Annotated in this window: 30 protein-coding genes and 1 pseudogene; 21 read left to right on the top strand and 10 right to left on the bottom strand. The window is 27.1% G+C overall.

Annotation, left to right across the window (positions count from 1 at the left end; translation table 11 throughout):
* Positions 1-439: 439 nt before the first annotated feature.
* The 7 genes from gyrA to dnaA all read right to left on the bottom strand — a co-directional run bounded on the left by gyrA (position 440) and on the right by dnaA (position 9,234).
* The gene (gene gyrA, locus BN1711_RS00960; RefSeq protein WP_050606343.1) at positions 440-2,908 is read right to left on the bottom strand and encodes a DNA gyrase subunit A; all 2,469 of its coding nucleotides are present in this window, start codon (positions 2,906-2,908) and stop codon (positions 440-442) included.
* Positions 2,909-2,928: 20 nt separating this feature from the next.
* Complete coding sequence (gene gyrB, locus BN1711_RS00955; protein ID WP_050606342.1) at positions 2,929-4,839, bottom strand: DNA topoisomerase (ATP-hydrolyzing) subunit B; 1,911 nt, start codon at positions 4,837-4,839, stop codon at positions 2,929-2,931.
* Positions 4,840-4,856: 17 nt separating this feature from the next.
* Positions 4,857-5,120 carry an extracellular matrix regulator RemB gene (gene remB / locus BN1711_RS00950; RefSeq protein WP_050606341.1) on the bottom strand — a complete coding sequence of 88 codons (264 nt, stop codon included), beginning with the start codon at positions 5,118-5,120 and terminating at the stop codon, positions 4,857-4,859.
* A gap of 19 nt (positions 5,121-5,139) precedes the next feature.
* Entirely contained in the window at positions 5,140-6,231 is a 1,092-nt protein-coding gene (gene recF, locus BN1711_RS00945; protein ID WP_050606340.1) for a DNA replication/repair protein RecF, read from the bottom strand.
* Between the two features lie 66 nt (positions 6,232-6,297).
* A complete protein-coding gene (gene yaaA / locus BN1711_RS00940) occupies positions 6,298-6,504 on the bottom strand; it encodes a S4 domain-containing protein YaaA (RefSeq protein WP_050606339.1) in 207 nt (68 codons plus the stop codon).
* A gap of 16 nt (positions 6,505-6,520) precedes the next feature.
* Complete coding sequence (gene dnaN / locus BN1711_RS00935) at positions 6,521-7,624, bottom strand: DNA polymerase III subunit beta (RefSeq protein ID WP_050606338.1); 1,104 nt, start codon at positions 7,622-7,624, stop codon at positions 6,521-6,523.
* Between the two features lie 260 nt (positions 7,625-7,884).
* Positions 7,885-9,234: a chromosomal replication initiator protein DnaA gene (gene dnaA / locus BN1711_RS00930; RefSeq protein ID WP_050606337.1), complete on the bottom strand. Its 1,350-nt coding sequence runs from the start codon at positions 9,232-9,234 to the stop codon at positions 7,885-7,887.
* Between the two features lie 541 nt (positions 9,235-9,775).
* Between dnaA and rpmH the strand changes: the two genes are divergently transcribed.
* The 13 genes from rpmH to BN1711_RS00865 all read left to right on the top strand — a co-directional run bounded on the left by rpmH (position 9,776) and on the right by BN1711_RS00865 (position 19,397).
* Positions 9,776-9,910 (top strand): 50S ribosomal protein L34, encoded by a 135-nt coding sequence (gene rpmH, locus BN1711_RS00925; protein WP_050606336.1) that lies wholly within the window; start codon positions 9,776-9,778, stop codon positions 9,908-9,910.
* 55 nt (positions 9,911-9,965) lie between these two features.
* The gene (rnpA, locus tag BN1711_RS00920) at positions 9,966-10,304 is read left to right on the top strand and encodes a ribonuclease P protein component (RefSeq protein WP_050606335.1); all 339 of its coding nucleotides are present in this window, start codon (positions 9,966-9,968) and stop codon (positions 10,302-10,304) included.
* A complete protein-coding gene (gene yidD, locus BN1711_RS00915) occupies positions 10,301-10,510 on the top strand; it encodes a membrane protein insertion efficiency factor YidD (RefSeq protein WP_050606334.1) in 210 nt (69 codons plus the stop codon). Before rnpA ends, yidD begins: the two co-directional genes overlap by 4 nt.
* 24 nt (positions 10,511-10,534) lie before the next feature.
* Positions 10,535-11,188 carry a membrane protein insertase YidC gene (locus BN1711_RS00910; RefSeq protein WP_050606333.1) on the top strand — a complete coding sequence of 218 codons (654 nt, stop codon included), beginning with the start codon at positions 10,535-10,537 and terminating at the stop codon, positions 11,186-11,188.
* 17 nt (positions 11,189-11,205) lie between these two features.
* Complete coding sequence (gene jag, locus BN1711_RS00905) at positions 11,206-11,832, top strand: RNA-binding cell elongation regulator Jag/EloR (RefSeq protein WP_050606332.1); 627 nt, start codon at positions 11,206-11,208, stop codon at positions 11,830-11,832.
* Between the two features lie 37 nt (positions 11,833-11,869).
* Positions 11,870-13,258: a tRNA uridine-5-carboxymethylaminomethyl(34) synthesis GTPase MnmE gene (gene mnmE / locus BN1711_RS00900; protein ID WP_050606331.1), complete on the top strand. Its 1,389-nt coding sequence runs from the start codon at positions 11,870-11,872 to the stop codon at positions 13,256-13,258.
* Between the two features lie 8 nt (positions 13,259-13,266).
* Complete coding sequence (mnmG, locus tag BN1711_RS00895) at positions 13,267-15,144, top strand: tRNA uridine-5-carboxymethylaminomethyl(34) synthesis enzyme MnmG (protein WP_050606330.1); 1,878 nt, start codon at positions 13,267-13,269, stop codon at positions 15,142-15,144.
* Between the two features lie 20 nt (positions 15,145-15,164).
* A complete protein-coding gene (rsmG, locus tag BN1711_RS00890) occupies positions 15,165-15,884 on the top strand; it encodes a 16S rRNA (guanine(527)-N(7))-methyltransferase RsmG (RefSeq protein ID WP_050606329.1) in 720 nt (239 codons plus the stop codon).
* A gap of 115 nt (positions 15,885-15,999) precedes the next feature.
* Complete coding sequence (gene noc, locus BN1711_RS00885; RefSeq protein ID WP_050606328.1) at positions 16,000-16,779, top strand: nucleoid occlusion protein; 780 nt, start codon at positions 16,000-16,002, stop codon at positions 16,777-16,779.
* 126 nt (positions 16,780-16,905) lie between these two features.
* Entirely contained in the window at positions 16,906-17,673 is a 768-nt protein-coding gene (locus BN1711_RS00880) for a ParA family protein (protein ID WP_050606327.1), read from the top strand.
* A gap of 14 nt (positions 17,674-17,687) precedes the next feature.
* Positions 17,688-18,548 (top strand): ParB/RepB/Spo0J family partition protein, encoded by an 861-nt coding sequence (locus tag BN1711_RS00875; protein WP_050606326.1) that lies wholly within the window; start codon positions 17,688-17,690, stop codon positions 18,546-18,548.
* Between the two features lie 36 nt (positions 18,549-18,584).
* Complete coding sequence (locus BN1711_RS00870) at positions 18,585-19,091, top strand: DUF4446 family protein (RefSeq protein WP_050606325.1); 507 nt, start codon at positions 18,585-18,587, stop codon at positions 19,089-19,091.
* Positions 19,092-19,145: 54 nt separating this feature from the next.
* On the top strand, positions 19,146-19,397 hold the full coding sequence (locus BN1711_RS00865; RefSeq protein WP_050606324.1) for a YkuS family protein: 252 nt from the start codon (positions 19,146-19,148) through the stop codon (positions 19,395-19,397).
* Position 19,398: 1 nt separating this feature from the next.
* Here BN1711_RS00865 and yyaC read toward each other — a convergent pair whose 3' ends face one another.
* From yyaC to BN1711_RS00850, 3 genes are all read right to left on the bottom strand, one after another.
* Complete coding sequence (yyaC, locus tag BN1711_RS00860) at positions 19,399-19,992, bottom strand: spore protease YyaC (RefSeq protein WP_050606323.1); 594 nt, start codon at positions 19,990-19,992, stop codon at positions 19,399-19,401.
* A gap of 62 nt (positions 19,993-20,054) precedes the next feature.
* Complete coding sequence (ytvI, locus tag BN1711_RS00855) at positions 20,055-21,110, bottom strand: sporulation integral membrane protein YtvI (RefSeq protein WP_050606322.1); 1,056 nt, start codon at positions 21,108-21,110, stop codon at positions 20,055-20,057.
* Between the two features lie 11 nt (positions 21,111-21,121).
* Positions 21,122-22,276: an aminotransferase class V-fold PLP-dependent enzyme gene (locus tag BN1711_RS00850; RefSeq protein WP_050606321.1), complete on the bottom strand. Its 1,155-nt coding sequence runs from the start codon at positions 22,274-22,276 to the stop codon at positions 21,122-21,124.
* Positions 22,277-22,446: 170 nt separating this feature from the next.
* On the opposite strand from BN1711_RS00850, the gene BN1711_RS00845 reads away from it, so the two are divergent.
* The 8 genes and pseudogenes from BN1711_RS00845 to BN1711_RS00810 all read left to right on the top strand — a co-directional run bounded on the left by BN1711_RS00845 (position 22,447) and on the right by BN1711_RS00810 (position 26,798).
* Positions 22,447-22,692: a putative Se/S carrier protein gene (locus BN1711_RS00845; RefSeq protein ID WP_050606320.1), complete on the top strand. Its 246-nt coding sequence runs from the start codon at positions 22,447-22,449 to the stop codon at positions 22,690-22,692.
* On the top strand, positions 22,689-23,558 hold the full coding sequence (locus BN1711_RS00840; protein ID WP_423243695.1) for a mechanosensitive ion channel family protein: 870 nt from the start codon (positions 22,689-22,691) through the stop codon (positions 23,556-23,558). Before BN1711_RS00845 ends, BN1711_RS00840 begins: the two co-directional genes overlap by 4 nt.
* A 15-nt stretch (positions 23,559-23,573) precedes the next feature.
* The gene (locus tag BN1711_RS00835) at positions 23,574-23,765 is read left to right on the top strand and encodes a DUF951 domain-containing protein (protein ID WP_050606318.1); all 192 of its coding nucleotides are present in this window, start codon (positions 23,574-23,576) and stop codon (positions 23,763-23,765) included.
* Positions 23,766-24,003: 238 nt separating this feature from the next.
* Positions 24,004-25,152, top strand: a complete 1,149-nt coding sequence (locus tag BN1711_RS00830) for a double-cubane-cluster-containing anaerobic reductase (protein ID WP_050606317.1) — start codon at positions 24,004-24,006, stop codon at positions 25,150-25,152.
* Positions 25,153-25,259: 107 nt separating this feature from the next.
* Positions 25,260-25,547 carry a 30S ribosomal protein S6 gene (gene rpsF / locus BN1711_RS00825; protein WP_050606316.1) on the top strand — a complete coding sequence of 96 codons (288 nt, stop codon included), beginning with the start codon at positions 25,260-25,262 and terminating at the stop codon, positions 25,545-25,547.
* 13 nt (positions 25,548-25,560) lie between these two features.
* Positions 25,561-25,888: pseudogene (locus tag BN1711_RS00820) on the top strand (single-stranded DNA-binding protein); the annotation flags it as partial.
* A gap of 134 nt (positions 25,889-26,022) precedes the next feature.
* The gene (gene rpsR / locus BN1711_RS00815) at positions 26,023-26,265 is read left to right on the top strand and encodes a 30S ribosomal protein S18 (protein WP_050606314.1); all 243 of its coding nucleotides are present in this window, start codon (positions 26,023-26,025) and stop codon (positions 26,263-26,265) included.
* Between the two features lie 215 nt (positions 26,266-26,480).
* Positions 26,481-26,798: a MazG-like family protein gene (locus BN1711_RS00810; protein ID WP_050606313.1), complete on the top strand. Its 318-nt coding sequence runs from the start codon at positions 26,481-26,483 to the stop codon at positions 26,796-26,798.
* Position 26,799: the final 1 nt, after the last annotated feature.

Genomic DNA, 26,799 nt, shown 5'->3' with positions numbered 1-26,799 from the left:
GCCAGGATCAAACTCTCAATTTAAAAGTTTAATCTTCTCAAAATCATTGACAAGGTTTTATACCTTGTTACTGGCTGTGTTACAAGAAAAATTTCTTGTTATTCTCTGTTTAATTTTCAAAGACCATGTCGCTTCATGCGACTTTCTTATAATAACATAAGTGTTTTTCTTTGTCAACACTTTTTTCAAATTCTTTTTTGTTAATACATTTTTTAATGTTTAATAACTAAAAAGACTTTGTATTGCTTGGCTCTCACCAGACAACGTAGATTATTGTATCAGAAATACTTAACCCATAAATCAATACTATGTATCACTTAACTAAAATAATTCTGAAATACTTTATTTTTCTACATATTTTTTAATATTTCTCACATAGACACACCAGGTTATGTTATTTATAAAAATAGTGCTTTAAGTTGAACTTAAAGCACTATTTTTAATTATTATCTTCTATATATTCATTATTATCTTCTATATATTCATCATCTTCATCGTTTTTTATTTTAGCTATAGCAACTATTTTTTCTGTTTGATCAGTTCTCATTAATTTAACTCCCATTGCATTTCTACTAGTTTGAGATATATCTGAAACATTTATTCTTATAGCTACATCGCTACTATTTACAAGCATCATTTCGTCATTTTCTTCTACTACCCTTGCACCAACTATTTTTCCTGTCTTTTCTGTTATCTTATAAGTTATAACTCCCTTTCCTCCTCTATTTCTTAAAGGATATTCTTCTATAGGAGTTCTTTTTCCGTAGCCATTTTCACTTATAGATAATAAATCCTCTCCATCTACAACTATATCCATAGATACCGCTATATCATCTTTTCTAAGTGTTATAGCCTTAACCCCTGATGCTATTCTTCCAACTGGTCTTATGTCTTTTTCACTAAATTTTATACAATATCCTTTTTCAGTAATTATAAGTACTTCTGCATCACCTTTAGTCATCTTAACACTCATTAATTCATCATTTTCTCTTAAATTTATAGCGTTTAATCCACTTTTTCTTATAGATGAATATTTTTTAATCTCAGTTTTCTTAATTAATCCATTTTTAGTACTCATTATAAAGTACTTCATGTCATCTATATCCTTTAATCCTATTATCGCTTGTATTTTTTCATTATTTTCTATAGGTATTAAATTAATTATATTAACTCCTTTGGCTGTTCTTCCTGCCTCTGGTATTTCATATCCCTTTAATTTATACACCTTACCTAAATTAGTAAATAGTAATATAGTACTATGTGTAGATGTAGCAAACATATTTTCTATGAAATCATCATCTTTAGTTGAAGTAGCTTGAATTCCCTTACCACCTCTTTTTTGAGCTGAATAAGTATCCATATCTAATCTTTTAATATATCCTCTATGAGTTAATGTAACTATAACCTTTTTATCTTCTATTAAATCTTCTATATTAATTTCTGTCTCATCTCTTCTTATTTCCGTCTTTCTCTCATCACCGTATTTTTGTTTAATTTCCAATAATTCATTTTTTATTATATTTAAAACTAGCTCATTGCTTGCTAGTATTTCTTTAAAATAGGCTATCTTTTCTTCTAACTCTTTATATTCTTGTTCTATTTTCTCTCTCTCTAAACCAGTAAGTCTTTGAAGTTTCATATCAAGTATTGCTTGAGCTTGTTTTTCTGAAAGACCAAATCTACTTATAAGACCTTCTTTTGCTTCACTTGCACTTTTAGATGATCTTATTAGTTTTATTACTTCATCAATATTATCTAAAGCTATTTTTAATCCTTCAAGTATATGAGCTCTATCTTCTGCTTTATTTAAATCAAATTGTGTTCTTCTTCTAATAATTTCTTTCTGAAAATCTATATAATTACTTAAAATTTGCTTTAGATTTAATACCTGTGGCTTATTATCAACTAGTGCTAACATTATAATACCAAAAGTATCTTGAAGTTTTGTATGCTTATAAAGTTGATTTAATACTATATTAGGATTTCCGTCCCTTTTAATTTCAATAACTATTCGCATACCTTCTCTATCTGATTCGTCTCTTATATCTGAAATTCCATTTATTTTTTTATCTTTAACCAGTTCAGCAATATTTTCTATTAACCTTGATTTGTTAACTTGATAAGGTATTTCTGTTACAACTATTCTATTTTTACCTTTTTCTTCTTGAATTTCAGCTTTTGCTCTTATTACTACTTTACCTCTACCAGTTTCATAAGCTTTCCTTATTCCATTAGTTCCAAGGATATATCCTGCAGTTGGAAAATCCGGACCCTTTATTTTCGTCATTAATTCTAATATTGTAGTCTCCTCATTTTCTATGAGCATTATTATGCCATCTATTACCTCAGACAAATTATGAGGTGGAATATTTGTAGCCATACCAACTGCTATACCTGCAGAACCATTAACTAATAGATTTGGGAATCTTGATGGAAGTACAGAAGGCTCTTTTTCAGTTCCATCAAAATTATCAATAAAATCTACAGTATCTTTATTTATATCCCTTAAAAGCTCTAATGTTATTTTGTTCATCTTAGCTTCTGTATATCTCATTGCAGCAGCTCCATCTCCATCAATGGAACCAAAGTTACCATGACCATCTACTAAAGTATATCTTATAGAGAAATCTTGAGCCATTCTAACTAAAGCATCATAAACTGCAGTATCTCCATGTGGATGATATTTACCTAAAACATCTCCGACGATTCTTGCACATTTTCTATAGCCTTTCTCTGGTGATAATCCTAATCCATTCATAGAATATAAGATTCTCCTGTGAACTGGTTTTAATCCATCTCTTACATCTGGCAATGCACGCCCTACTATAACACTCATAGCATAATCTATGTAACTTTTTTTCATTTCTTTGCTTATATCTACAGGTAAAACTTTTCCTTCATTCACCATCATTACACCTCTTTACAATACTATATGTCTAGGTTTACTACCTTACTAGCATTCTCTTCTATAAACTCTCTTCTTGGCTCTACTTTATTTCCCATTAAAATTGTGAAAACTTCATCTGCTGCCATAGCATCTTCTACAGTAACTTGTAATATAGTTCTTTCTTCTGGATTCATAGTTGTTTCCCATAATTGTTCTGGGTTCATTTCTCCAAGACCTTTATATCTTTGAATATCTGTATTTTTATCTTTACCAATTTCATCAAGTACTAAATTTAATTCCTTATCTGAATAAGTATAATATTCTTTCTTACCCTTAGATACTTTATAAAGTGGCGGTTGCGCAATATATACATGACCTTGCTCAACCAAGTCCTTCATGTATCTATAAAAGAATGTTAAAAGTAAAGTTCTTATATGAGCCCCATCTACATCAGCATCTGTCATAATTATTATTTTATTATATCTTATCTTTTCTACATCAAAATCTTTACCTATTCCAGCACCAAATGCAGTTATCATAGCCTTTATCTGCTCATAACCTAATATCTTATCTAATCTTTGTTTTTCAACATTCATTATTTTACCCCTTAATGGTAAAATAGCTTGAAATTTTCTATCTCTTCCTTGTTTTGCAGAACCACCTGCTGAGTCACCCTCTACTAAATAAATTTCACATTCTGAAGGATCCTTGGATGAACAATCTGCAAGTTTTCCAGGAAGAGCAGTGCTTTCAAGAACAGATTTTCTTCTTGTAAGTTCCCTAGCTCTTTTAGCTGCTTCCCTAGCTCTTGAAGCTGATAAAGCTTTGTCTAATATTATTTTACCTATATTAGGGTTTTCCTCAAGAAATGTACTTATACCATCTGAAACTATGGTATCTACAATTCCTCTAACCTCACTATTTCCTAATTTAGTTTTAGTCTGACCTTCAAATTGAGGATCTGTAAGTTTTACAGACACTACTGCTGTTAATCCTTCTCTTATATCATCACCAGACAAGTTTTTATCACTATCTTTTAAATAACCAAATTTTCTAGCATAATCATTTATTACTCTAGTAAGTGCTGATCTGAATCCCGATAGATGTGTACCGCCCTCAATTGTATCTATATTATTTGCAAAAGAAAATATATTTTCTGAATAACTATCGTTATATTGCATAGCAATTTCTACTATGTATCCATCCTTATTTTTTTCTAAATATATAGGTTCTGTGTGTAACTTTTCCTTATTTCTATTAAGATAAGATACAAAGGATTTAATACCACCTTCATAGTAGAAAATATCACTTTTTTCTTCTCTTTCATCAGTTAATGATATTTTTATTCCTTTATTTAAAAATGCTAATTCTCTTAACCTTTGAGATAATATGTCATATTCATAATTTACTTCATCAAATATTTCAGAGTCAGGCATAAAAGTTATCTTAGTACCATGATCTTCTGTATCTCCTACGATTTCTAAACCTGTTACAACTTTGCCTCTCTCATATCTTTGTTTCCATATATGTCCCTGTCTTCTAACTTCTACTTCGCAATACTCAGATAAAGCATTAACTACAGATGCACCAACACCATGAAGTCCACCTGAAACTTTATAGCCTCCACCACCAAACTTACCTCCAGCATGAAGTATTGTCATTATTACCTCTACAGCTGGCTTTTTTATCTTAGCATGTATACCTACTGGCATACCACGACCATCATCTATTACTGTAATTGAATTATCATTATGTATAAAAACTTCTATATGAGTACAAAATCCTGCTAGAGCTTCATCTATACTATTATCAACTATTTCATAAACTAAATGATGCAGTCCTCTTGAACTAGTACTCCCTATATACATTCCTGGTCTTTTTCGTACTGCTTCTAATCCTTCTAGAACCTGTATTTGACTTTCATCATATACTTGTTTACTTTCCTCTGACATTATTCTCCTCCTAACTCCTATATCTCATTGTATATAAACTTTGTTCTTTTTGTTAAGGTAGATGAAGAAATAGGAGATAAGTATATTTTACTTTTCTTTTCTACCTCAGCTATAACAAAAGATTTTGGCTTATCCTTAGTAATTCTCTCTACAAATCCGTCTTCTTCCGCCATTCTTAAAAATTGTATAGTATCTGAACTATACATAGAAGTTTCTATATCAAATATTCCTATTACGTCTTTTATTGGCACAACTACATTTTCCCCTAAATGAAGAAACATAATTAATCTCCTTTCAAAATTACACTCTTTTTATATTTCCTTTTGTAACTAAATACACTTGTGAATCTTTATTAATATATTTTTCTATTTCTTCCATACCCGTACAAGTTATTATAGTTTGTATGTTTTTTATAGAATTTAATACATATTTTTGTCTATTTGAATCCAGTTCCGATAATACATCGTCTAATAAAAGTACAGGATATTCTCCTATAGTTTCTTTTATAATCTCTAATGAAGCAAATTTTAAAGTTAAAACAGAAGTTCTCTGCTGACCTTGAGATCCAAAAGTTCTAGTATCTATATCATTTATAGTTACAAAAAAATCATCTCTATGAGGCCCTATATTTGTAGTAAATCTTTCAATATCTTTCTTTCTATTTTTTGCTAATTTACTAAGAAGTTCATCTTCTGCTAAATTAATATCCTCTACATTACACAAATATTTAAAATTTATTACTTCTGATTCATTAGTTATACCCTTATGTATATTTTTACCAATAAAATTTAATTTATCCAAATACTTTTTTCTCGTTTTTACTATAAAAGCCCCATATTTAGAAAGCTGCTTATCATAAACATCAAGCATGAGAATATTTTTATTATCTATTCTTTTTAAAAGATAGTTTCTCTCATTTAAAATTTTATTATATTGAACTAAAGAATGATAATAAATATTATTTATTTTGCAAAGCTCTATATCTAAAAACTTTCTTCTATTTGATGGGGATTCTTTTATTATTCTTAAATCATCTGGGGAAAACATAACTACATTTAGGTTACCCATAAGTTCAGATATTTTTTTTAATTTTATACTATTTACAGTAATTAATTTTTTTCCGTTTTTTAACACCTTAATTTCTATATTTTTATCTAATCTTTTTCGAGCAATTCCTAATTTTACATAAGATTCATTACTATCCCAATTTATAAGTTCCTTATCTTTATTAGTTCTATGAGATTTTCCTACGCTACAGTAGTATATACTTTCTAGTATATTAGTTTTACCTTGAGCATTTTCCCCTATGAATACATTAGTATTTGGATTTAATTCTAAATATATATTTTTATAACTTCTAAAATTTCTTAAACATAAATTTTTAATATGCATTACAAACACCTAAATCAATTATACCATAATATTATTTACTAACAATTTTTTTAGGATATATTTTATTTATACTATTTTGTATTGTTCATTATTAAATTCAACTATATCTCCAACTTTAAGTTTTCTTCCTCTTCTTAATTCAACTTCACCATTTACTTTTATTTCACCATTTTTTATATAAAATTTTGCCTCAGAACCTAAACAAGCTACTCCTGACCATTTTAGGAAAGAATCTAATTTTATTACTTCTGATTCTATTTTTATTTCTTCCATTTATTAAAACCTCTCTTTAATTATTTGAAACTCTTACTGGTAATACAAGATAAGTACAATTATCTAAATCTTTATTTTTTATAACACATGGACTTATACTACTTGAAAATTGTAAAACCACTTCTTCTTCCTCCATAATTTTCAAAACATCTAATAGATATTTAGAGTTAAATGCAATTTGAAGTTCTTGTCCTTGCAAAGTTATATTTAGTTCTTCTCTCACTTTTCCTAATTGAGAATTTGAAGTAATTATCATTTTATCATTTGATATATCAAACTTAACTAAATTAGTATTTCCTTCCTTAGCCATAAGAGATGCTCTTTCTATAGAATTTAAAAGTTCTAATTTTTTAGCAATTACCTCTAAGTTAAATTCCTCAGGAATTATAGAACTATAACTTATAAATTCTCCATCTAATAATCTAGATATTATTTTTGTTTTTCCAATGCTAAATAATATATGATTAGGAGTAAATGTTATATTTACATTTTCCTCTATGTCTTCTAAAATTTTCGAAACTTCATTTAGGGTTTTACCTGGAATAACAGCGTTTATAGTAGTATCTGTATCTACATATTCATTTTTTAAAGCCAATCTATATCCATCTAAAGCTACTAAATTCAAAACTTTTTCCCTTATTTGAAACAATACTCCTGTTAATATAGGTCTAGTTTCATCTTGGGCTGTTGCAAAAATTGTGCCTTTTATCATATTTTTTAAAGTTTTTTCAGTTATTGAAAATATCATATTTTCATTTATGATTGGTGGATTTGGAAATTCATCAGAGTTCATATAAATAAGGGTAAATCTAGACTTTTGGCAAATAATTTCTATTAAATTATTTTCTAAAGTATTAATTTCTATTGTGTCATTAGGAAGTTTTCTTATTATTTCTCCAAAAAGTTTTGCATCCAATACAATAGTTCCTTCTTCTTCTATGTTTGCTTCTACTTTAGTTTCTATACTAAGATCCATATCAGAACCAGTTAAAATTAATTCGTTATTATGAGTATTTATTAATATTCCTGATAGTATTGGTAAAGTGGATTTACCAGTTACTGCTTTTTGTACTATAAATATACCTTCTTGTAATTTGTTTTTTTCACATTTAATTCTCATAAAAATATCCTCCTTTATACACAGATAAACGGTTTTTATAGGTTAGATATAGATAATTATCATCTAGTAGTAATAGTAGTAGGGGCTGTTAATATGTTAATAACTCTTGAAACCATTGATATCATTGATTTTGTTGTATAAAAATAATTGTGGATAAGTTAAGCAAAAGTAAAAATCTTATCCACATAAAAAACAATAATTTAAATAATTTTATTTTATCAACATATAATCAATAGTATATTATAAACATATGTAAATAACTAGTTTTGTTCAATCCTTTTTTTCAATTCTTTAATTGCATTTTGTAAACTTTCGTCTTTTTTTAAATTAGTTGATATTTTTTCATAAGCATGAATTACAGTAGTATGATCACGACCTCCAAATTCTTCTCCTATTTTTGGAAGTGACATATCTGTTAATTTTCTAGATAAGTACATAGCAATTTGACGCGGGAACGCTATGTTTCTGGTTCTTCGTGCAGATTTAAGCTCTTCTATTTTTAAGTTATAATAATTAGCTACTATTTCTTGAATGATTTCTATAGTAACTTGCTTTGTTTGCTTGTTTGAAATTATGTCTTTTAATGCTTCTGAAGCTAATTCCACACTTATTTCTTTATTAGTTAATGAAGAGAAGGCTACTATTCTTATTAAAGCACCTTCAAGTTCACGAATATTAGATTTTATTTTAGTTGCTATATAAACCATGACTTCATTAGGTATATTAAGATTTTCTACATCTGCTTTCTTCTTTAATATGGCCATTCTTGTTTCAAAATCTGGGGCTTGTATATCAGCAATAAGTCCCCACTCGAATCTTGATCTTAGTCTATCTTCTAGGGTAGGAATCTCCTTAGGTGGACGATCACTTGATAGTATAATTTGTTTATTGGCTTCATATAATGCATTAAATGTATGGAAAAATTCTTCCTGAGTTCTTTCTTTTCCAGCTATAAATTGAATATCATCTATTAGTAATATATCAACATTTCTATATTTGTTTCTAAATTCAACGTTTTTATCATCTTTTATAGAATTTATCAATTCATTAGTAAATTTTTCAGATGAAACGTAAACAACCTTAGATTGAGGATTATGTTCTAATATATAATGACCTATAGCATGCATTAAATGTGTTTTACCAAGACCTACTCCACCATATATAAATAAAGGATTATAAGCTTTGGCTGGAGATTCAGCTACTGCAAGAGATGCAGCATGAGCAAATCTATTACTATTACCTATAACGAAAGAATCAAAGGTATATTTTGGGTTTAGCATAGTAGACATTTCATCATTAACTAATATGTTCTTACGTGAATTATGTATATCTTTTGTATCAATGTTATCTAAAGCTTTTTCTGATATAATAATAAAATCTATATTAAATTTTTTTGAGGTTATTAATTTTAAAGCATTTACTATAAGATCTTTGTATCTGCTATCTAATATACCTCTAGTAAAATCGTTTGGAACCCCTAATTTCAATATATTATTTTCTATAGAAATAGGAGTTATACTTTTAATCCAAGTATTAAAACTTACTTCTGTAAGTTCGCCTTTTATTATATTTATTGTTTTTTCCCAAATTTCCTTAAGGTGAGTATCCATATTTTAATCCTCCAGTCTTGATAAAAACTTAGATAATCACATATAAATAACAAGTTATATACATTATCTATATTAACTTGACAAATGTTAAAAAAAATATTCACATGTTAATAATTTTGTGAAATAAAAAATGCAAAAAAGGGTTATTAACATTAAAAAAATTAAATAATTAACATAACAAAAATATGTATAAAGTTAATAAAACAGCAAAAAATAAAATAAAAATAGAAAAATTTAAAAATAATTGAACAAGTTATGCACATAGTTATCAACAGGTGTGGATAAGTGTAAAATTTGTAAAGTTATCAACAGTCCTTTAATAATAATATCAAATCATATATAGGTATTCAAGAAATTATCCACAAAAAATATAAAAACATTTATATGTAATTACTTTTCTTGACAATATACTCATAGAAATATATAATTTAATAGTAAAACTTTAAATTAGGTATACAATGTACACAACAGTGAAAATCATCTTTAACATAAATAGATAAAGGTGTTGTTACTAATATCTCAAAAGGAGGTGTTATAAGAAATGTTTATGACATATCAACCTAAAAAGAAACAAAGAAAAAAAGAACATGGTTTCAGAAAAAGAATGAGTACTCCATCTGGAAGAAACGTTCTTAAGAGAAGAAAAAGAAAAGGTAGAAAAAGATTGACAGCATAAGGGCCGCTTTAGTGGCCTTTTTCTGCAGATGCAGAAATAAAGGAGAATATATTTTATGAAAGAAACTAAAATAAGGAAGAATAAAGAATTTAGGAATGTTTACAGAAGAGGCAGATCTTATTCTAATAAACTTTTAGTTTTATATATACATAAAAATAGGTATAATATAAATAGGTTGGGAATATCAGTAAGTAAGAAAGTCGGAAAAAGTGTAATTAGGAATAGGATAAAAAGACTAATTAAAGAAAGTTATAGATTAAGTGTTGACGATAGTACTATTAAACAAGGTTATGATTTAGTTTTTATAGCTAGAAATAGCTCTAATGATAAAAATTATGATGAAATAAAAGAGGCTATGTTAAATTTATTAAAAAAGGCAGGTCTTTATAATTGAAAAGATTTTTAATTTCAATTATAAAATTTTATAGAAAATATATATCAAAATTGAAAAAACCAAGCTGTAGATTTTACCCTACATGTTCTCAATATGCAATAGATGCAATTGAAAAGTATGGTGCTTTAAAGGGAACTTTTATGGCAATAAGAAGAGTATTAAGGTGCCATCCTTTTAACAAAGGTGGCTATGACCCTGTTAAATAAATGGTTAATCAGGAGGTTTAAAATTTGCAATACATAAATAATGCGTTTGTTCAATTTTTTAATTTGATACATGGGTTCGTAAGGTCTATAATAGCAAATCCTAATGTTTCATATGGCGTAGCTATAATATTAGTTACTGCTATAATAAGACTTTTATTACTTCCTTTAAATATAAAACAAACTAAATCTTCACTAAAGATGAACAAAATGCAACCAGAATTAAAAAAGTTGCAACAAAAATATAAAAATGATCCTCAAAAGATGCAAGAAAAGACTATGGAGCTTTATAAAGAAATGGGAGTTAATCCTTTAGGAGGTTGTCTTCCATTATTACTTCAATGGCCTATATTTATTGCATTATATTATGTTTTTAATACTTTAACAGGTATTAATGGTATTAGTTTTTTATGGATTAAAGATTTAGCTAAGCCAGATATTTTACTGGCAATTTTATCAGGTGCTACAACATATTATTCAGGTTCTCTTATGGCTCCATCAGACCCTGCACAAGCAAAGCAAACAGCATCAATGAATATAGGTATGTCTATATTTATGATAATAATAAGCTGGAAGTTAAAAGCTGCTTTAGTTTTATATTGGGTAGTAAATAACTTAATACAAATATTACAAACATTTTTCATGAGGAAAGCAGAATTTAACGATAAGTCTAAGGCTTAAGGGGGTGACTTTGAGGTATGAAAGTTATTGAAAGTACAGGCAAGAATATAGAAGAAGCTATTGACAATGCCTTACGAGAACTTAATACATCAAGGGAAAAAATTGAAGTAAATATTATAGATGAAGGTAGTAAGGGATTTCTAAACTTAATAGGGGTTAGACCTGCAAAGGTTAATGTAAAGTTAAAGAAAGATTATATAAAAGAAGCTAGAGATTTTTTAAAGAATGTTTTATATAATATGAATATAAAAGCTGAAATAGATATAAAAGAAGAAAAAGATATAATAAAAATTAATTTATGTGGTAAAGATATGGGTATAATAATAGGGTATAGGGGTGAAACTTTAGATGCACTTCAATATCTAGTAAGTTTAGTAGTTAATAAGGATCATGATTGTGATTATAAAAGAGTAGTTTTAGATACAGAAGATTATAGAGAAAAAAGAGAACAAACTTTAAAAAGATTAGCAAGACGTTTAAGTGAGAAAGTTAAAAGTACGGGAAAACTAGTTAAATTAGAACCAATGAATCCTTATGAAAGAAGAATAATCCATTCAGAACTACAAAATGATTTTTGTATAGAAACTTATAGTGAAGGTGATGAGCCTTTTAGAAAAGTTGTAATTGATTTAAAGAAAGCTTAAAGGCTTTCTTTTTGTTTATAATATGGAGGTGAAAATTTTGAAAGAGTTTGATACTATAGCAGCAATAGCTACGGCAGTAGGGGAAAGCGGAATATCCATAATAAGAGTTTCAGGAACAAAATCTTTAAGCATAGTTAATAATATATTTAAAGGTAAAAATAATAGAGATTTAATTGATATAAAACCATATTCAATGAGATATGGGTTTATTATAGAAGGAGAAAGTAAAGAAATAATAGATGAAGTTTTAGTAAGTTTTATGAAAGCCCCTAGAAGTTTTACTTCTGAGGATACGGTAGAAATAAATTGTCATGGAGGCATAATTCCAGCTAGAAAAATCCTTAAAGAAGTTATAAAATCAGGTGCGAGGCTTGCAGAGCCAGGTGAATTTACTAAGAGGGCTTTTTTAAATGGAAGAATAGATTTAAGTCAGGCAGAAGCAGTTATTGATATAATAACATCTAAAACAGAATTATCTATGAAATCAGCTATAAAGCAAGTAGGAGGTACAATTTCCAGGGAAATAAATAAAATTAGAAATGAATTATTACAAATCATAGCTCATATAGAAGCTACAGTAGATTATCCCGAAGAAGATTTAGAAGAAGTTACATCGGAACAAGTTGAAGGAAAATTAAGAATTTTGTTAAAAAAAATAGATGAATTGATAAGTACATCAGAAGAAGGTAAAATATTAAGAGAAGGCTTAAATATGGTTATAGTAGGTAAACCTAACGTAGGAAAATCATCTCTATTAAATTCTCTATTAAATGAAAATAAAGCTATTGTTACAGAAATACCAGGAACTACTAGAGATGTAATTGAAGAATACATAAATATAGATGGTATACCAATTAAAATAATAGATACAGCAGGTATTCGTGAAACAAATGATTTAGTGGAAAAAATAGGGGTGGAAAAATCAAAAGAAAAAATTGATGAAGCTGACTTAATAATTTTTATGATGGATTTAAGCAGAGATATAGATGAAGAAGATAAGGAAATTATTGATTTTATAAATGATAAAAAATACATAGTTTTGTTAAATAAATGTGATTTACAGAAAGATCAGAATGATAAATATAGCAAATTCATACAAAAACTTAATTCTAAGTTTATATTAAAAACTTCTGTAAAAAATAAAGAAGGATTAGATAAATTAAAAGAATGCATAAAAGAGTTATTTTTCAAGGGAGAAATTAAGTCTAATGATTTAATAATTACTAATGCAAGACATCAACAGGCTTTAATTAGGGCAAAAGAAAATTGCACTCAAGCTGTACAGGTATTATCGAGTAATTTATCTATAGACTTAGCTTCTATAGATATCAGAAATGCTTGGAAAAACTTAGGTGAAATTACTGGAGATACTCTAAATGAAGATATTATAGATAAAATATTTTCTGAATTCTGTTTAGGAAAGTAGGGGAAAAGATGAAATACTTAGCAGGAGAATTTGATGTAATAGTTATAGGAGCAGGACACGCTGGATGTGAAGCAGCATTAGCTACTGCAAGAATGGGATGTAAAACTTTAATTTGTACTATGAATTTAGATAGTGTTGCTCTTATGCCATGTAATCCTAATATAGGAGGTACTGCAAAAGGTCATTTAGTTCGAGAAATAGATGCATTAGGCGGGGAAATGGGAATAAATATAGATCATACTTTTATTCAATCTAGAATGCTAAATACATCTAAAGGTCCCGCAGTCCATTCATTAAGAGCTCAAGCTGATAAAAAAAGATATAGTGAAAGAATGAAACATATATTAGAAACTGAAGATAATGTTACATTAAGACAATTAGAAGTAGTAGAAATAGATGCTGAGGATGGTAAAGTAAAAGGTGTTTTAACTAAAAATGGAGGTTATTTTAAATCAAAAGCAATTATTTTATGTACAGGAACATATTTAAAAGGAAAAATAATAATTGGAGATATAAGTTACAGCAGTGGTCCAAGTGGTTTGTATCCTGCAAATGATTTATCTCAAAGTTTATTAGATTTAGGAATAGAACTTAGGAGATTTAAAACAGGAACTCCAGCTAGAGTAAATAAAAGATCTGTAGATTTTTCTAAAATGATAGAACAAGCAGGAGATAAAAAGATAATACCTTTTTCATTTACTAGTGGAAAGTTAGATAGAGATCAAATTTCATGTTATTTAACTTATACTAGCGAAGAAACTCGTAAAATAATACAAGAAAATATACATAGATCCCCCTTATATAATGGATCCATAGAAGGAATTGGTCCAAGATATTGTCCATCTATAGAAGATAAGGTAGTAAAATTCCCAGATAAAGAAAAGCATCAGATATTTATAGAACCAGAAGGTGAAAATACTGAGGAGCTTTATGTTGGTGGAATGTCAAGTTCACTACCTGAAGATGTACAAATAAAAATGTATAGGACTGTTCCAGGATTAGAAAATGTAGAAATTCTTAGAACTGCATATGCTATAGAGTATGATTGTATAGATCCTCAGCAGTTAAAATTAACATTAGAATTTAAGGATATAGAAGGATTATATGGAGCAGGCCAATTTAATGGTAGTTCAGGTTATGAAGAAGCGGCTGCTCAAGGTATTATGGCTGGAATTAATTCTGTTCTTAAGATTAAGGGATTAAATCCTGTAGTTTTAAAAAGATCTGAAGCATATATAGGGGTTCTTATTGATGATTTAATTACAAAGGGTACAAATGAACCTTATAGAATGATGACTTCAAGAGCAGAATATAGGTTATTATTAAGACAAGATAATGCAGATTTAAGATTAACAGAATTAGGTTATAAAGTTGGACTTGTTAAAGAAGATAGATATAAAAAATTTATAGAAAGAAAGAAAAATATAGATTTAGAGGTAGAAAGATTAAAAAACTCTCAAATTACAGGTAAAAAAGAAGTAAATGAATTTTTAATCTCAATGGGATCAGTGGAACTAAAAAAGCCTATTACTATGTATGAATTAATAAAAAGACCAGAATTAGACTATTATAAAATTGAAGCATTAGATAAATCTAGACCAGAACTAGAGGAAGATATAAAAGATGAAGTAAATATTATAGCTAAATATGAGGGATATATAAATAAACAATTAGAACAAGTAGAACAATTTAAAAAATATGAAAATAAATTAATACCTAAAGATATAAATTATGAAGATATAAAGGGATTAAGATTAGAGGCTATACAAAAATTAAATAATATAAGACCTTATAATATAGGTCAGGCATCTAGAATATCTGGAGTTTCTCCAGCAGATATATCTGTAATTTTAATTTATATGGAGAGAATAAAAAGACAAAATTAATAAGCCTTGGAGGTTATCTTATGGAGTATTTTGATATTTTAAAATCTTCTTGTAATGATGTTGATATAGAATTTAATGAAAAACAATACAATAGCTTTATTCTATATAAAAATTTAATTCAAGAATGGAATAATAAAATTAATTTAACAGCAATAATAGAAGATGAAGAAATAATAAAAAAGCATTTTATAGATTGTATAAAGATTTTTAAAGCATCTCCAATAAAAGATGCAAAAAATATAATAGATATAGGTACTGGTGCGGGTTTTCCAGGCATACCTATAAAAATATTAAGAGAAGATTTAGAGGTTACTTTATTAGATTCATTACAAAAAAGAGTTAATTTCTTAAATGAAGTAGTAACAAATTTAAAATTAGATAATATTGAATGTTTGCATGGTAGGGCAGAAGAGTTCGGAAGAGATAATATTTTAAGACAAGGATATGATGTAGCTGTTTCTAGAGCAGTAGCTAATTTAACGGTTTTAAGTGAATTTTGTATTCCTTTTGTAAAAAAAGGTGGATATTTTGTGGCTATGAAAGGTCCTTCAGTGGATGATGAAATAATTGAAGCTAAAAAGGCTATAGGAATATTAGGTGCTAAGATAGAAGATATAATTAAAATTAATATAGAAGGAACAGACTTAAATCATAATTTAGTTATATTAAAGAAAGTAAAAGATACTCCTAATACATATCCTAGAAAATCAGGTACAGCAAGAAAAAATCCTATAAAATAAATGTAAAAGAATGTCACATGAAAGCATGAAGAAAAAAGAGGAATTCTTATATTAATGAAGAAATCTAGAATGTAGATAAGTATATATTAGGAAGTTTAAGAGGGATGGTTTTTTTATGAATAAAATTATTAGTTATATTCCCACTAATGAAATAATTCCAAATACATATCAACCAAGAAAGTATTTTGATGAGGAAAGTATAGAAGAATTAGCTCAATCTATAAAAGTTTATGGAATAATACAGCCTTTATCTGTAAGACAGATAGATGATAAAAAGTATGAGCTAGTAGCAGGAGAAAGAAGACTAAGAGCTGCAAAGAAATTGGAACTATCAGAAGTCCCAGTTGTGGTTATTAATGTTTCAGATAGTGAATCTGCTGCCATTGCTTTACTTGAAAATTTACAGAGAGAGGATTTAAATTGTTTTGAAGAAGCAGAAGCTTATCATAATCTTATAAAGAAGCATTTTTATACGCAAGAAAAATTGGCTGGTGCAATAGGAAAGAAACAATCAACTATAGCTAATAAGATAAGATTATTAAAGTTACCAATTAAGGTAAGAGAAAAAATAATAGAAAATAATTTAACTGAAAGACATAGTAGAGCTCTATTACAAGTTGATGATGAGCATCTTCAATTGAAAATATTAGACATAGTTATAGAAAATAAATTAAATGTTAAAAAGACAGAAGAATTAATAAAGAAAGAAATTTTTAAAGAAACTGAGAAGGATTTAGCTAAGGACGGTAAAAAGAGAATTAAAGGTATTTTTACTCCAAGAGTATATATGAATACTGTAAAACAAGTTTTTGATAAGTATGGAGTAAAAGCTAAGTATAAGTCCAAAGATTTAGATGATAAAATACAAATTACTATAACTATACCTAAAAAATAGATGTTTCACGTGAAACATCTATTTTTTATAGTTAATTTTTTATAAAGTATCCATAAAGTACTTTAATTATTTAGCTTTAAAATATATAATTAATATAAGGTAAAATAAATATAGGGTGGTGAAGACTTGAAGGTAGTATGTATTTTTAATCAAAAGGGCGGAGTAGGAAAAACTACAACCAGTATAAATTTAACATCATATTTGGCCATGAATGGTTATAGAGTATTAAATATAGATATAGACCCTCAAGGTAATACTACGAGTGGTATGGGAATTGATAAAAGAGAGTTAAATTTATCAGTATATGATTTATTAGCATATGATGAAGTAACTATTAAGGATGTTATGAGAGAAAGTAAGCTTATAGAAAATTTCTATGTGATACCTTCAACCATGGAATTAGCTGGAGCAGAGGTAGAGTTAATTGATAAAGAAAATAGAGAGATGATATTACTAAATAAATTAAAGAATATTGAAGATGATTTTGATTATGTATTTATAGATTGCCCACCATCTTTAGGATTACTAACAATAAATGCGCTTACAGCTTCAGATAGTGTTTTAATTCCAATTCAATGTGAATTTTATGCATTAGAAGGAGTTGGACAACTAGTAAATACTATTCAGTTAGTTAAAAAGTCGCTTAATACTAATATAGATGTAGAAGGTGTAGTCTTATGTATGTATGATAATAGAACTAGACTATGTAATGAGGTAGCAGAGGAAGTAAAGAAATACTTTAAGGATAAGGTATATAATACAGTTATACCTAAAAATGTTAGATTAGCAGAAGCACCAAGTTTTGGACTTCCTATAATTTTATATGATAATAAATGCAAGGGTGCGGAGGCTTACGATAAATTATCAAAAGAATTTATAAAAAACCAAGGATAGGGGGAGAAAGTTATTTGAGTAAGAAGATGGGCTTAGGAAAAGGTTTAGGTGCATTAATACCAGAAGAAGACAATAAATCTTCTATAAAAACTGTATCTATAAATTTAATAAAACCTAATGAAGATCAGCCTAGAAAGAAATTTGATGAAGATAAAATATTACAGTTAGCTCAATCAGTAAAAAAGCATGGAATTATTCAACCTTTAATAGTTAATAAAAAAAATGATATATATATCATAGTTGCAGGAGAGAGAAGATGGAGAGCAGCTAAAATTGCAGGTATAAAGGAAGTACCTGTAGTTAATATGAACTTAGATAATAAAAATGTTTTAGAAATTTCATTAATAGAAAATATACAAAGACAAGACTTAAATTGCATTGAGGAAGCTAAGGCTTATAAGAAATTAATAGATAATTTTAAAATAACTCAAGAAAATTTAAGTGAAAGAATAGGGAAATCGAGAACTGCTATTTCTAATTGTATGAGATTAGTTAATTTAGATGAAAGAGTTCAAAGTTATTTAATTGATGAAGTTATAACAGAAGGTCACGGTAGGGCTTTATTGAGTATACAAGATAATGATTTACAATATGAAACAGCAAAAAAAATAATAGATGATTCGCTAAGTGTAAGAGAAACAGAAAAATTAATTAGAATATTAAACAAAGATTCAAATGAAAATAATAAAGAAAAAGATAATAAAGAAAAAGATAATAAAGAATTATCACCATATTACACAGATATAAAAAATAAATTAGAGAATGTGTTTAATACTAAGGTTAATTTAAAAAATAAAAAAAACAAAGGAAAAATTGAAATAGAATATTATTCACAGGACGATTTACAAAGGATATTAGAAATATTAAAAATATAATGTTTCACGTGAAACATTTATGGAGGAGAAAAGAAAATGACAAACGTAATAAATGCTATAAATACATATATACCATATATTCTTATTGGATTAGTTGCAAGTATAGTAATATTATTAATAATGCTTATATGTGTTATTTCTTCTTTAAATAAATTGAAACTTAAATATAAAAAGTTTATGAGAGGAACTAATAATACTAATATAGAAGAATTAATAAATAATTATTTAGATAAAATAGACAAGGCTAAGGAAGAAACAGAATATGTTAAAGAATTATATAGTGATTTAGATAAAAGAGTTAAAGGCTGCGTTCAAAAAGTTGCAATTGTTAGATATAGAGCCTTTGATGATGTAGGAAGTGATTTAAGTTATTCAATAGCTTTATTAGATAGTAATAATAATGGTGTTATACTTACTAGTATATTTGGTAGAAATGAAAGTACAACTTATGCTAAACCTGTAGATAAGGGAATTTCAAGATATGAATTATCAAGTGAAGAAAATCAAGTATTAGAAAATTGTATAAATAGTATTAAAGAATAGTAGAATAAAAACCTCCTTTTACGAAAATAATAAAATGTAAAAGGAGGTTTTTTTATGAATATTTTTGTATCAAGCAGTTTAGGCAATATTAAAGAGGAATTAAAAAAACGTGGTCACGAATTTTCTAAGGATAATGATAGTCCTTACGATGCTATAATATGTAATTTAAAAAATGAAGGATTACAAAGCAATAGTTTTCCTGATAATTTAAAAGATACAGGAACATTAATTATTGATGTTGGTGGAAAAAGTATAGAAGAAATAGAAAATATATTAGATAATAAAATTTATAGTTCTATATTTTAATTTATATATTTTTTACTTCTTTTTTACTATAATAATTGTTATGTTTACCACCAAAAGTTTTTATTATGGAATGATATATTCCTTTAGATATATATTCAGCTAAAGTCATAACAGTATAAAGGCGAGTATTTTGTAATACCATAAATTCTAAAGCACCAGACATGTTTACTATTCCAGTTATACTTAAGTCTCCGACAGGGGGTAAATTTTTATTTACTGCTGAACCAGGAAATATAGGTTTACAATCTATTATAATTTTACCTATGTTTTGTATATTACCTAAACATGCATCTATAGCAATTATATATGGGTTATTATATTTTGAATCAATTTCAGAAATAACATTAGATAAATTTTTAGCATGAACAGGATTTTCTAAATTACCATACAATTTCACTTTTTCCCTAATTAAAAATTTTAGTTTTTCACCTACTAATGGTCCTAAACTATCTCCTGTAGAACGATCACTGCCTATACAAATAATAATTATTTCTCTATTTCTTTTAATAGCAGGATATATTTCATTACAGATTAAGTCCCTTAATGTAGAAATAGTTTCAGGACAATTACAATCCAAAATTGTTTTATTAAGCATATTAAAACCTCCCATTAGGAATTATATCCATAGTAGGAGGTTTTATACTGTTATATCAAAAATTATATTGCGTCTGATTTTGAAAACACATTATAAAAGACTACAAAAAATATACAGAAGAACATACCAGAGAATCCATTAGCTTTTAGTCCTATGAAAATAGCAGCCAATACTGATACAGGATGTAGTCCTAATGAAGAAGACAATAATTTAGGTTCTAAAATTTGTCTTATTATAGAAATTGCAGCGAAAGCTATAAGTAATCCTATTCCTACTAGATAATTTTTATATATAAAAATATATATTAAAGCTAAAGGAATATATATAATACTTATACCTATTAAAGGAAGTATATCTGCTATAGCTGCTATTATACTTAATATTATAGAATATTTAATTTTAAATATTAAAAATACAAATAATGTTTCAATAAAGGTTATACCTATAAGAAACATATAAGATTTAATATAACTTATAAGCATTTTTTTTGCTTCTTCATATAATATAAAATATTTATTAAATTTTTCTTTTGATATAATTGAATCGATAGTGTTTTTATGATTACTTAAATCTTTAGTAAAAAAATAAGTACATAACAATGTAAATAAAACTACCATTAGTATATATGGTACAGAAGAAACTAAGCTTACTATTGAAGATGCTGCTTTACCTGTTAAAACTACTGCTAATTTAGAGATTTTAGAAAAGGAATTAGTTAAGGTTCTTTTTATAGAAGATGTAATAGAAGGATCTAATCCAACATAATACCCATAAAGTTTATTTACAAAATTAGTTATAGAATCTTCATTAGAGTATAAATAAGATTGAGTGTTTTTTCCAAGTTCTATAAGTTCTCTAACTAAAGAATTTATTCCAAAAGTTAATAATATAATTATTATAGAAAAAAATATAATTGTAACCATTAAGGATGCCGTAGAATTTTTAAAATTAAATTTTCTTACTAAATATTTAGTAGGTGATTTTAGTATCATAGCAAATATAAAAGCTAAAACAAAAGGTAGAGTATAAGGTAGTGTTTTGAAAAAAACTAAAAATGTAATAGTATATATTATAAAGAATATTATTAGTTTATCTAGTTTATTTAATATTAAATCCATAAAATAAAAAATCACATCCTATTAAGTAATTTATTCAAACTATATAAAGTGTAGTTTATATCTTTCATGTCATTAAAAGCACCAAAGCTAAATCTTAAGGTTCCTTGTGGAAAAGAGCCAATGGTTTTATGACCTAGAGGTGCACAATGAAGCCCTGTTCTAACCATAATTCCAAATTCGTCATCTAAAATAAAACCTAATTCTGAGTTATCTATTTTAGATGAGTTTATTGATATGGTAGCAGTTCTTAAAGAGGCATCTAAAGGACCATATATTTTTACTGATTCAATATTTAAAAGTCCTTCAATAAAATTTTTACATAGATATTCTTCTCTTTCTTTTATAGTGTTTATTCCTTCTTTATTTATATAGTTAATTCCCGCTAATAATCCAACAATACCAGGAGTATTCATAGTACCACTTTCAAATTTGTCAGGTAAAAAATCAGGTTGAATTGTGCTTTCAGATAAGCTGCCTGTACCACCTTCTATAAAGTTGGTTGCTTCATTATTCAAAATATCATCAATTATAAAACCACCAGTACCTTGAGGTCCAAGTAAAGATTTATGACCTGTAAATGCCAAAGCATTACAATTAAGTTTATTAAAATCTAAAGGTAGTATTCCTGCAGTTTGTGCAGAATCTATTATAAAATAAATATTTTTTTCTTTGCATATTTTACCTATTTTTTCCAGGGGCTGAATAGTTCCAACTATGTTAGAGGCGTGACTTAGAACTACAAGCCTAGTATTTTTTTTAATAGCATTTTTAAAGTCAGTTACGTTTAAAAGCCCTTCTTTTGAGCACTTTAATATGTCTAACTCTATTTTTCCGCTGTTTTTAAGAGATACGAGGGGCCTTAAAACTGAGTTATGATCCATAGAGGAAGTTATTACATGCCAACCTTGCTTTATTACTGATTTTATTAATATATTTAATGAACTAGTAATATTATGAGTGAAAATTACATTTTCTATTTTATTAAAATTGAACAAATTTATTATTTCACTTCTGCAGTTATATACTAGTCTATCCCCGATTAATGCATTAGTATAACCACCTCTTCCAGGACTAGCACCAATATTTTTCATGTAATCTAAGATGTCTTGATAAACTTTTTCAGGTTTGGGATATGTGGTAGCAGCATTATCTAAATAAATTTTCATAAAAAAATCCCCCTTATGTATTTATTAATATTTAATATTACATAATAGTAAATATACTTTAAACAATGCAAATAGTTATTTATTATTATAAACTAAACTCATATAATTGTATACGCACTTGCAAAGTTTTATAATTGTAATGTAAAATGGATTAAAGGTAGGTGATAAGCATGAAAACTTATGTAATAACATTTAATAATACTCATAATGCTATGGATGGAGAAGCGGTTTTAAAAGATAAAGGAATTAAGCTAAGAATCATACCAACCCCTACATATATTACCAAAAGTTGTGGTATAAGTATAAGAATAGATGACAAAGAATATGAAAAAGTAAAGCCTATTATGGACTCTAATGAAATAAACATAAAAAATGTTTATTTGAAGGAGGGGGGTAACTACGAATTAGTATTATAATGATGTCATTAAATTTTAAATTTGATTTATTTAATGAAGGAATAAGAATAGGAAATATAGTTATAAAACCTAAAATGATAGAGAATTTTATATCTTCAATTATAAAAATAATATTTATATTAGTTTTAATGTTTATTTTTATAAAAGTAGGTAATGGAATAATAACTAGATTTGTAAAAAGACAAAGAAAAATGAAATATTCTTTAGATGAAAAAAAAGCATTAACTATTGGAACTATATTAAAAAGTTTATTAAAATATAGTGTTTATTTTTTCGGGATAGTAAGTATATTTGAGGTTATATTTGGTGGAGTAGGATCTGTATTTGCAGGAGTAGGTGGAGTTGCATTAGGTTTTGGAGCTCAAAATTTAATTAAAGATGTAATAAGTGGCTTTTTTATTTTATTCGAAGAGCAATTTTCTGTAGGAGACTATATAAGTATAGATGATAAATCAGGTGTTGTAGATAAAATAGAATTAAGAGTTACTAGATTAAGAGATTTTAATGGTGATATACATATAATTCCTAATGGATTAATTACTAAAGTTACTAATCATACCAAGGGCAATATTAGATTTAAAGTGGAGATTAATATAGCATATGAAGAAAATATAGATAAAGCTATAAGTATAATAAATAGTGCATGTGATAGGTTTAAAATAGAAAATTCAGATATAATAGTAGAAGGACCTAAAGTGTATGGAGTTACCTCATTAGGAAGCAGTGGAGTGGGTGTTACTATATATGGAAAGACTACTCCTATGAATCAATGGTCGGCAGAAGTTAATTTAAGAAAGAATATATTAAATAAATTAAAAGAGGAAAACATAGAGATTCCATATAATAAATTAAATATAATAAAATAATAAAGGAGAGATAATATGCCTAAAGAGTTTGACTTAGGAGATGTAGTAGAAATGAAAAAGTCTCATCCTTGTGGAACTAATAGGTGGAAGATAATTAGGATGGGAGCAGATATAAAAATAAAGTGTTTGGGATGTAATAGAATAATTATGCTCCCAAGAAACACTTTTGAGAAAAGACTTAAAAATATATTAGAAAAAAGTGAATAATATAAATACATAAGAAAAGCTCTATTCTTTTGGAATAGAGTATTTTTTGTATGCTTATAATGAAAACAAATATATAAAATAGTTGCTATAAAAAACAAATATATGTGTACATGATTTAATACATACTGTGTTATTATTGGGGTATGAAAAAATAATATAAATTTACTATGCTTAAGAAAAGCATTTATAAATAGATGAGATACCAATAAGTTAATAATGAAATTATGGGGGTATTGTAATGAATAGTTTACCACAAGAATTTGAAGAGTTCAGTGATGCTCGAAGAAAAGGATTTGTAACAGTTAAAAATTTAAAAGATAAAGGAAAAAATGTAGTGGGAGTATTCTGTACTTATACTCCATGGGAGATAATAGCAGCTTCTGGAGCATTGCCAGTAGGTTTATGTGGAAAAAATGATGAAACTATACCTGATGCAGAAAAAGTATTACCAAGAAATTTATGTCCACTTATAAAATCTTCTTATGGTTTTGCTTTAACAGAAAAATGTCCATATACATATTTTTCAGATTTAATAGTAGGGGAAACAACTTGTGATGGGAAGAAAAAAATGTATGAATTTTTAAATGATATAAGACCTGTTCATGTAATGCAGTTACCACAAGTACAAAATACTAAGGATGCTTTTAACTTATGGAAAAATGAAATTGTAAGATTAAAGGAAACTCTAGAAAATAAATTTAATGTGGAAATAACAGAAGAAAAAATAAAGGAAATGATAAAAATAAGAAATGAGGAAAGAAAAGCATTAAAAGAATTTTACGAACTTGGGAAATTATGTCCTCCTCCAGTTACAGGACTTGAAATAATGAAAGTATTAACAGGTTCTGGATTTAAGTGGGATAAAAATGAAGAAATAAAATCTTTAAAATCTATGGTGATTAATGCTAAAGAGGATTATGAATTAGGAAGAAGAAAAGTATCAAAAAAAGATAAAAGAATATTAATAACTGGATGTCCTATGGGAGAAGGTGTACAAAAGATAATAGAATTAATAGAAGAAAATGGTGGGGTAGTAGTAGTTTATGAAAATTGTAGTGGAGTTAAAGAAATAGGAAAGTTGGTAGATGAAAATAAGAATCCAATAGATGCTTTAACTGAAAAATACTTAAGTATACCTTGTTCTTGTATGAGTCCTAACTATGATAGATTTGAATTGTTATCAGAACTTATAGATGATTATAAAGTAGATGGGGTGGTAGATGTAATATTACAAGCTTGTCATACTTATAATGTAGAGACTGCAGCAGTCAAAAAATTTATTAATGAAGAAAAAAATATTTCTTATATGAGTATAGAAACAGATTACTCACAAACAGATATAGGACAATTAAAAACAAGAATATCTGCATTTATTGAAATGTTATAAAATTGTTTGTTGATTTATATATTAGACTGTGATAAAATTATTAGATGTATGAATAATCCCTGCTGTACAAAGTACAGCCGTTAGTCCGAGGGGAGGAGGTGAACATAATGAGAAAATATGAAACTGTATTTATATTAAACCCATCATTAGATGAAGAAGGTTACAAAGCCAACGTTGAAAAATTCAAAGGTGTTATAGAAAACGCAGGTGGAACAATAGAAAATGTTGACTTATGGGGTAAAAGAAAGTTAGCTTATGAAATTAATAAAATTAATGAAGGTTACTATGTTTTAATTAATTTCTTAGCTGATACTGAATTACCAAAAGAATTAGATAGAGTATTTAGAATCACAGATACAGTTATGAGACACATGATCATAACATTAGAACAATAAGGTGGTGCTTTTGTTGAATAAGGTTGTTTTAATTGGAAGGTTAACTAAAGACCCAGAATTGAGATTCACCCCGGGAAATGGTACAGCTGTTGCTACTTTTACATTAGCGGTAGATAGAAGATTCCAAAGAGATGGTCAGAGGGAAGCAGATTTTATTCCTATAGTAGTATGGGGTAAACAAGCTGAATCTACGGCTAATTATATGAGTAAAGGAAAACTTGTAGCAGTTAACGGAAGAATTCAAACTAGAAGCTATGAGGCTAAAGACGGCACAAGAAGATATGTTACAGAGGTAATATCAGAAGAAATCCAATTTCTTGAATGGGGTAATAAAACCTCAACTGACTCACCATATGACAATATAGGAAGTTCGAATTATTCATCAGAAAGTAATCATAAAGATCAATCTTTCGATGATGATGTTATTCCAGTAGATGATGGAGACATCCCATTTTAGTTTAAAGGAGGGATAAACATGGGAGCTAGAGAAGGCGGAAGAAGACAAAGAAGACCTAAGAAAAAGGTATGTGCTTTTTGTATAGAAAAAGCTGGAGCTATAGATTATAAAGACATAAATAAGCTTAGAAAGTATGTAACAGATAGAGGAAAGATTCTACCAAGAAGAATTTCTGGAAACTGCGCTAAGCATCAAAGAGAATTAACAATAGCTATAAAAAGAGCAAGAAATATTGCTTTATTACCATTTACAACTGAGTAATATAAAATTTACATAAAAAGCTGATTACAATTTCGTAGTCAGCTTTTTTATTAGTATAATGTATAATATACATGTATATATTAAATAATGCAGGTATGACATATAAAACCAATTTAATATATAATTTTAATTATTTAACAGTTTTACTATCATTGCATAAATAATAAATTATAACTAAAATATAAGTATAGCTTAAAAGAGGGGATGTATGTTATATGAAAAAAAATAATTTTAATATAATGTATAATGTTAAAATTATAGAGGAACTAAAGGCGGAACTATTATGTATAATTGGTGATTTTTTCAAACTCTTAACAAAAGGTAGCAATGTAGCACATGAAGCTATATTAGATTGTATTTCCGGGGCAATTATGATCTTATATTTATTGTCAGAAAAATTAGGATATTCTTTTGTAGCAGTAGATGAAAATATGAAGAAAAAGTTAAAAGTAGGGATAATTGAAGAAGACCATATAGAAAAGGAAGGTAAGAGTTTAAGTAAATTATATAATTATTTAAAAGAAAAAGAATAGT

Source organism: Clostridium niameyense (assembly GCF_001243045.1).
GTDB classification, from domain to species: Bacteria; Bacillota; Clostridia; order Clostridiales; family Clostridiaceae; genus Clostridium_F; species Clostridium_F niameyense.
The sequence above is the reverse complement of the archived record's forward strand: the minus strand, read 5'-3'. Positions and strand labels throughout refer to the sequence as shown.

Bases quoted from the DNA above. Each gene is read 5' to 3' on its own strand.
- dnaA (WP_050606337.1), bottom strand. From the start codon at position 9,234: ATGGATACTCACCTTAAGGAAATTTGGGAAAAAACAATAAATATAATA.
- BN1711_RS00845 (WP_050606320.1), top strand. From the start codon at position 22,447: ATGAAAACTTATGTAATAACATTTAATAATACTCATAATGCTATGGAT.
- BN1711_RS00870 (WP_050606325.1), top strand. From the start codon at position 18,585: ATGACAAACGTAATAAATGCTATAAATACATATATACCATATATTCTT.
- BN1711_RS00830 (WP_050606317.1), top strand. From the start codon at position 24,004: ATGAATAGTTTACCACAAGAATTTGAAGAGTTCAGTGATGCTCGAAGA.
- yyaC (WP_050606323.1), bottom strand. From the start codon at position 19,992: ATGCTTAATAAAACAATTTTGGATTGTAATTGTCCTGAAACTATTTCT.
- noc (WP_050606328.1), top strand. From the start codon at position 16,000: ATGAATAAAATTATTAGTTATATTCCCACTAATGAAATAATTCCAAAT.
- BN1711_RS00865 (WP_050606324.1), top strand. From the start codon at position 19,146: ATGAATATTTTTGTATCAAGCAGTTTAGGCAATATTAAAGAGGAATTA.
- rpmH (WP_050606336.1), top strand. From the start codon at position 9,776: ATGTTTATGACATATCAACCTAAAAAGAAACAAAGAAAAAAAGAACAT.
- ytvI (WP_050606322.1), bottom strand. From the start codon at position 21,110: ATGGATTTAATATTAAATAAACTAGATAAACTAATAATATTCTTTATA.
- BN1711_RS00835 (WP_050606318.1), top strand. From the start codon at position 23,574: ATGCCTAAAGAGTTTGACTTAGGAGATGTAGTAGAAATGAAAAAGTCT.
- BN1711_RS00810 (WP_050606313.1), top strand. From the start codon at position 26,481: ATGAAAAAAAATAATTTTAATATAATGTATAATGTTAAAATTATAGAG.
- gyrA (WP_050606343.1), bottom strand. From the start codon at position 2,908: ATGGTGAATGAAGGAAAAGTTTTACCTGTAGATATAAGCAAAGAAATG.
- rnpA (WP_050606335.1), top strand. From the start codon at position 9,966: ATGAAAGAAACTAAAATAAGGAAGAATAAAGAATTTAGGAATGTTTAC.
- jag (WP_050606332.1), top strand. From the start codon at position 11,206: ATGAAAGTTATTGAAAGTACAGGCAAGAATATAGAAGAAGCTATTGAC.
- BN1711_RS00850 (WP_050606321.1), bottom strand. From the start codon at position 22,276: ATGAAAATTTATTTAGATAATGCTGCTACCACATATCCCAAACCTGAA.
- rpsR (WP_050606314.1), top strand. From the start codon at position 26,023: ATGGGAGCTAGAGAAGGCGGAAGAAGACAAAGAAGACCTAAGAAAAAG.
- gyrB (WP_050606342.1), bottom strand. From the start codon at position 4,839: ATGTCAGAGGAAAGTAAACAAGTATATGATGAAAGTCAAATACAGGTT.
- rpsF (WP_050606316.1), top strand. From the start codon at position 25,260: ATGAGAAAATATGAAACTGTATTTATATTAAACCCATCATTAGATGAA.
- rsmG (WP_050606329.1), top strand. From the start codon at position 15,165: ATGGAGTATTTTGATATTTTAAAATCTTCTTGTAATGATGTTGATATA.
- yaaA (WP_050606339.1), bottom strand. From the start codon at position 6,504: ATGGAAGAAATAAAAATAGAATCAGAAGTAATAAAATTAGATTCTTTC.
- recF (WP_050606340.1), bottom strand. From the start codon at position 6,231: ATGCATATTAAAAATTTATGTTTAAGAAATTTTAGAAGTTATAAAAAT.
- dnaN (WP_050606338.1), bottom strand. From the start codon at position 7,624: ATGAGAATTAAATGTGAAAAAAACAAATTACAAGAAGGTATATTTATA.
- mnmG (WP_050606330.1), top strand. From the start codon at position 13,267: ATGAAATACTTAGCAGGAGAATTTGATGTAATAGTTATAGGAGCAGGA.
- remB (WP_050606341.1), bottom strand. From the start codon at position 5,120: ATGTTTCTTCATTTAGGGGAAAATGTAGTTGTGCCAATAAAAGACGTA.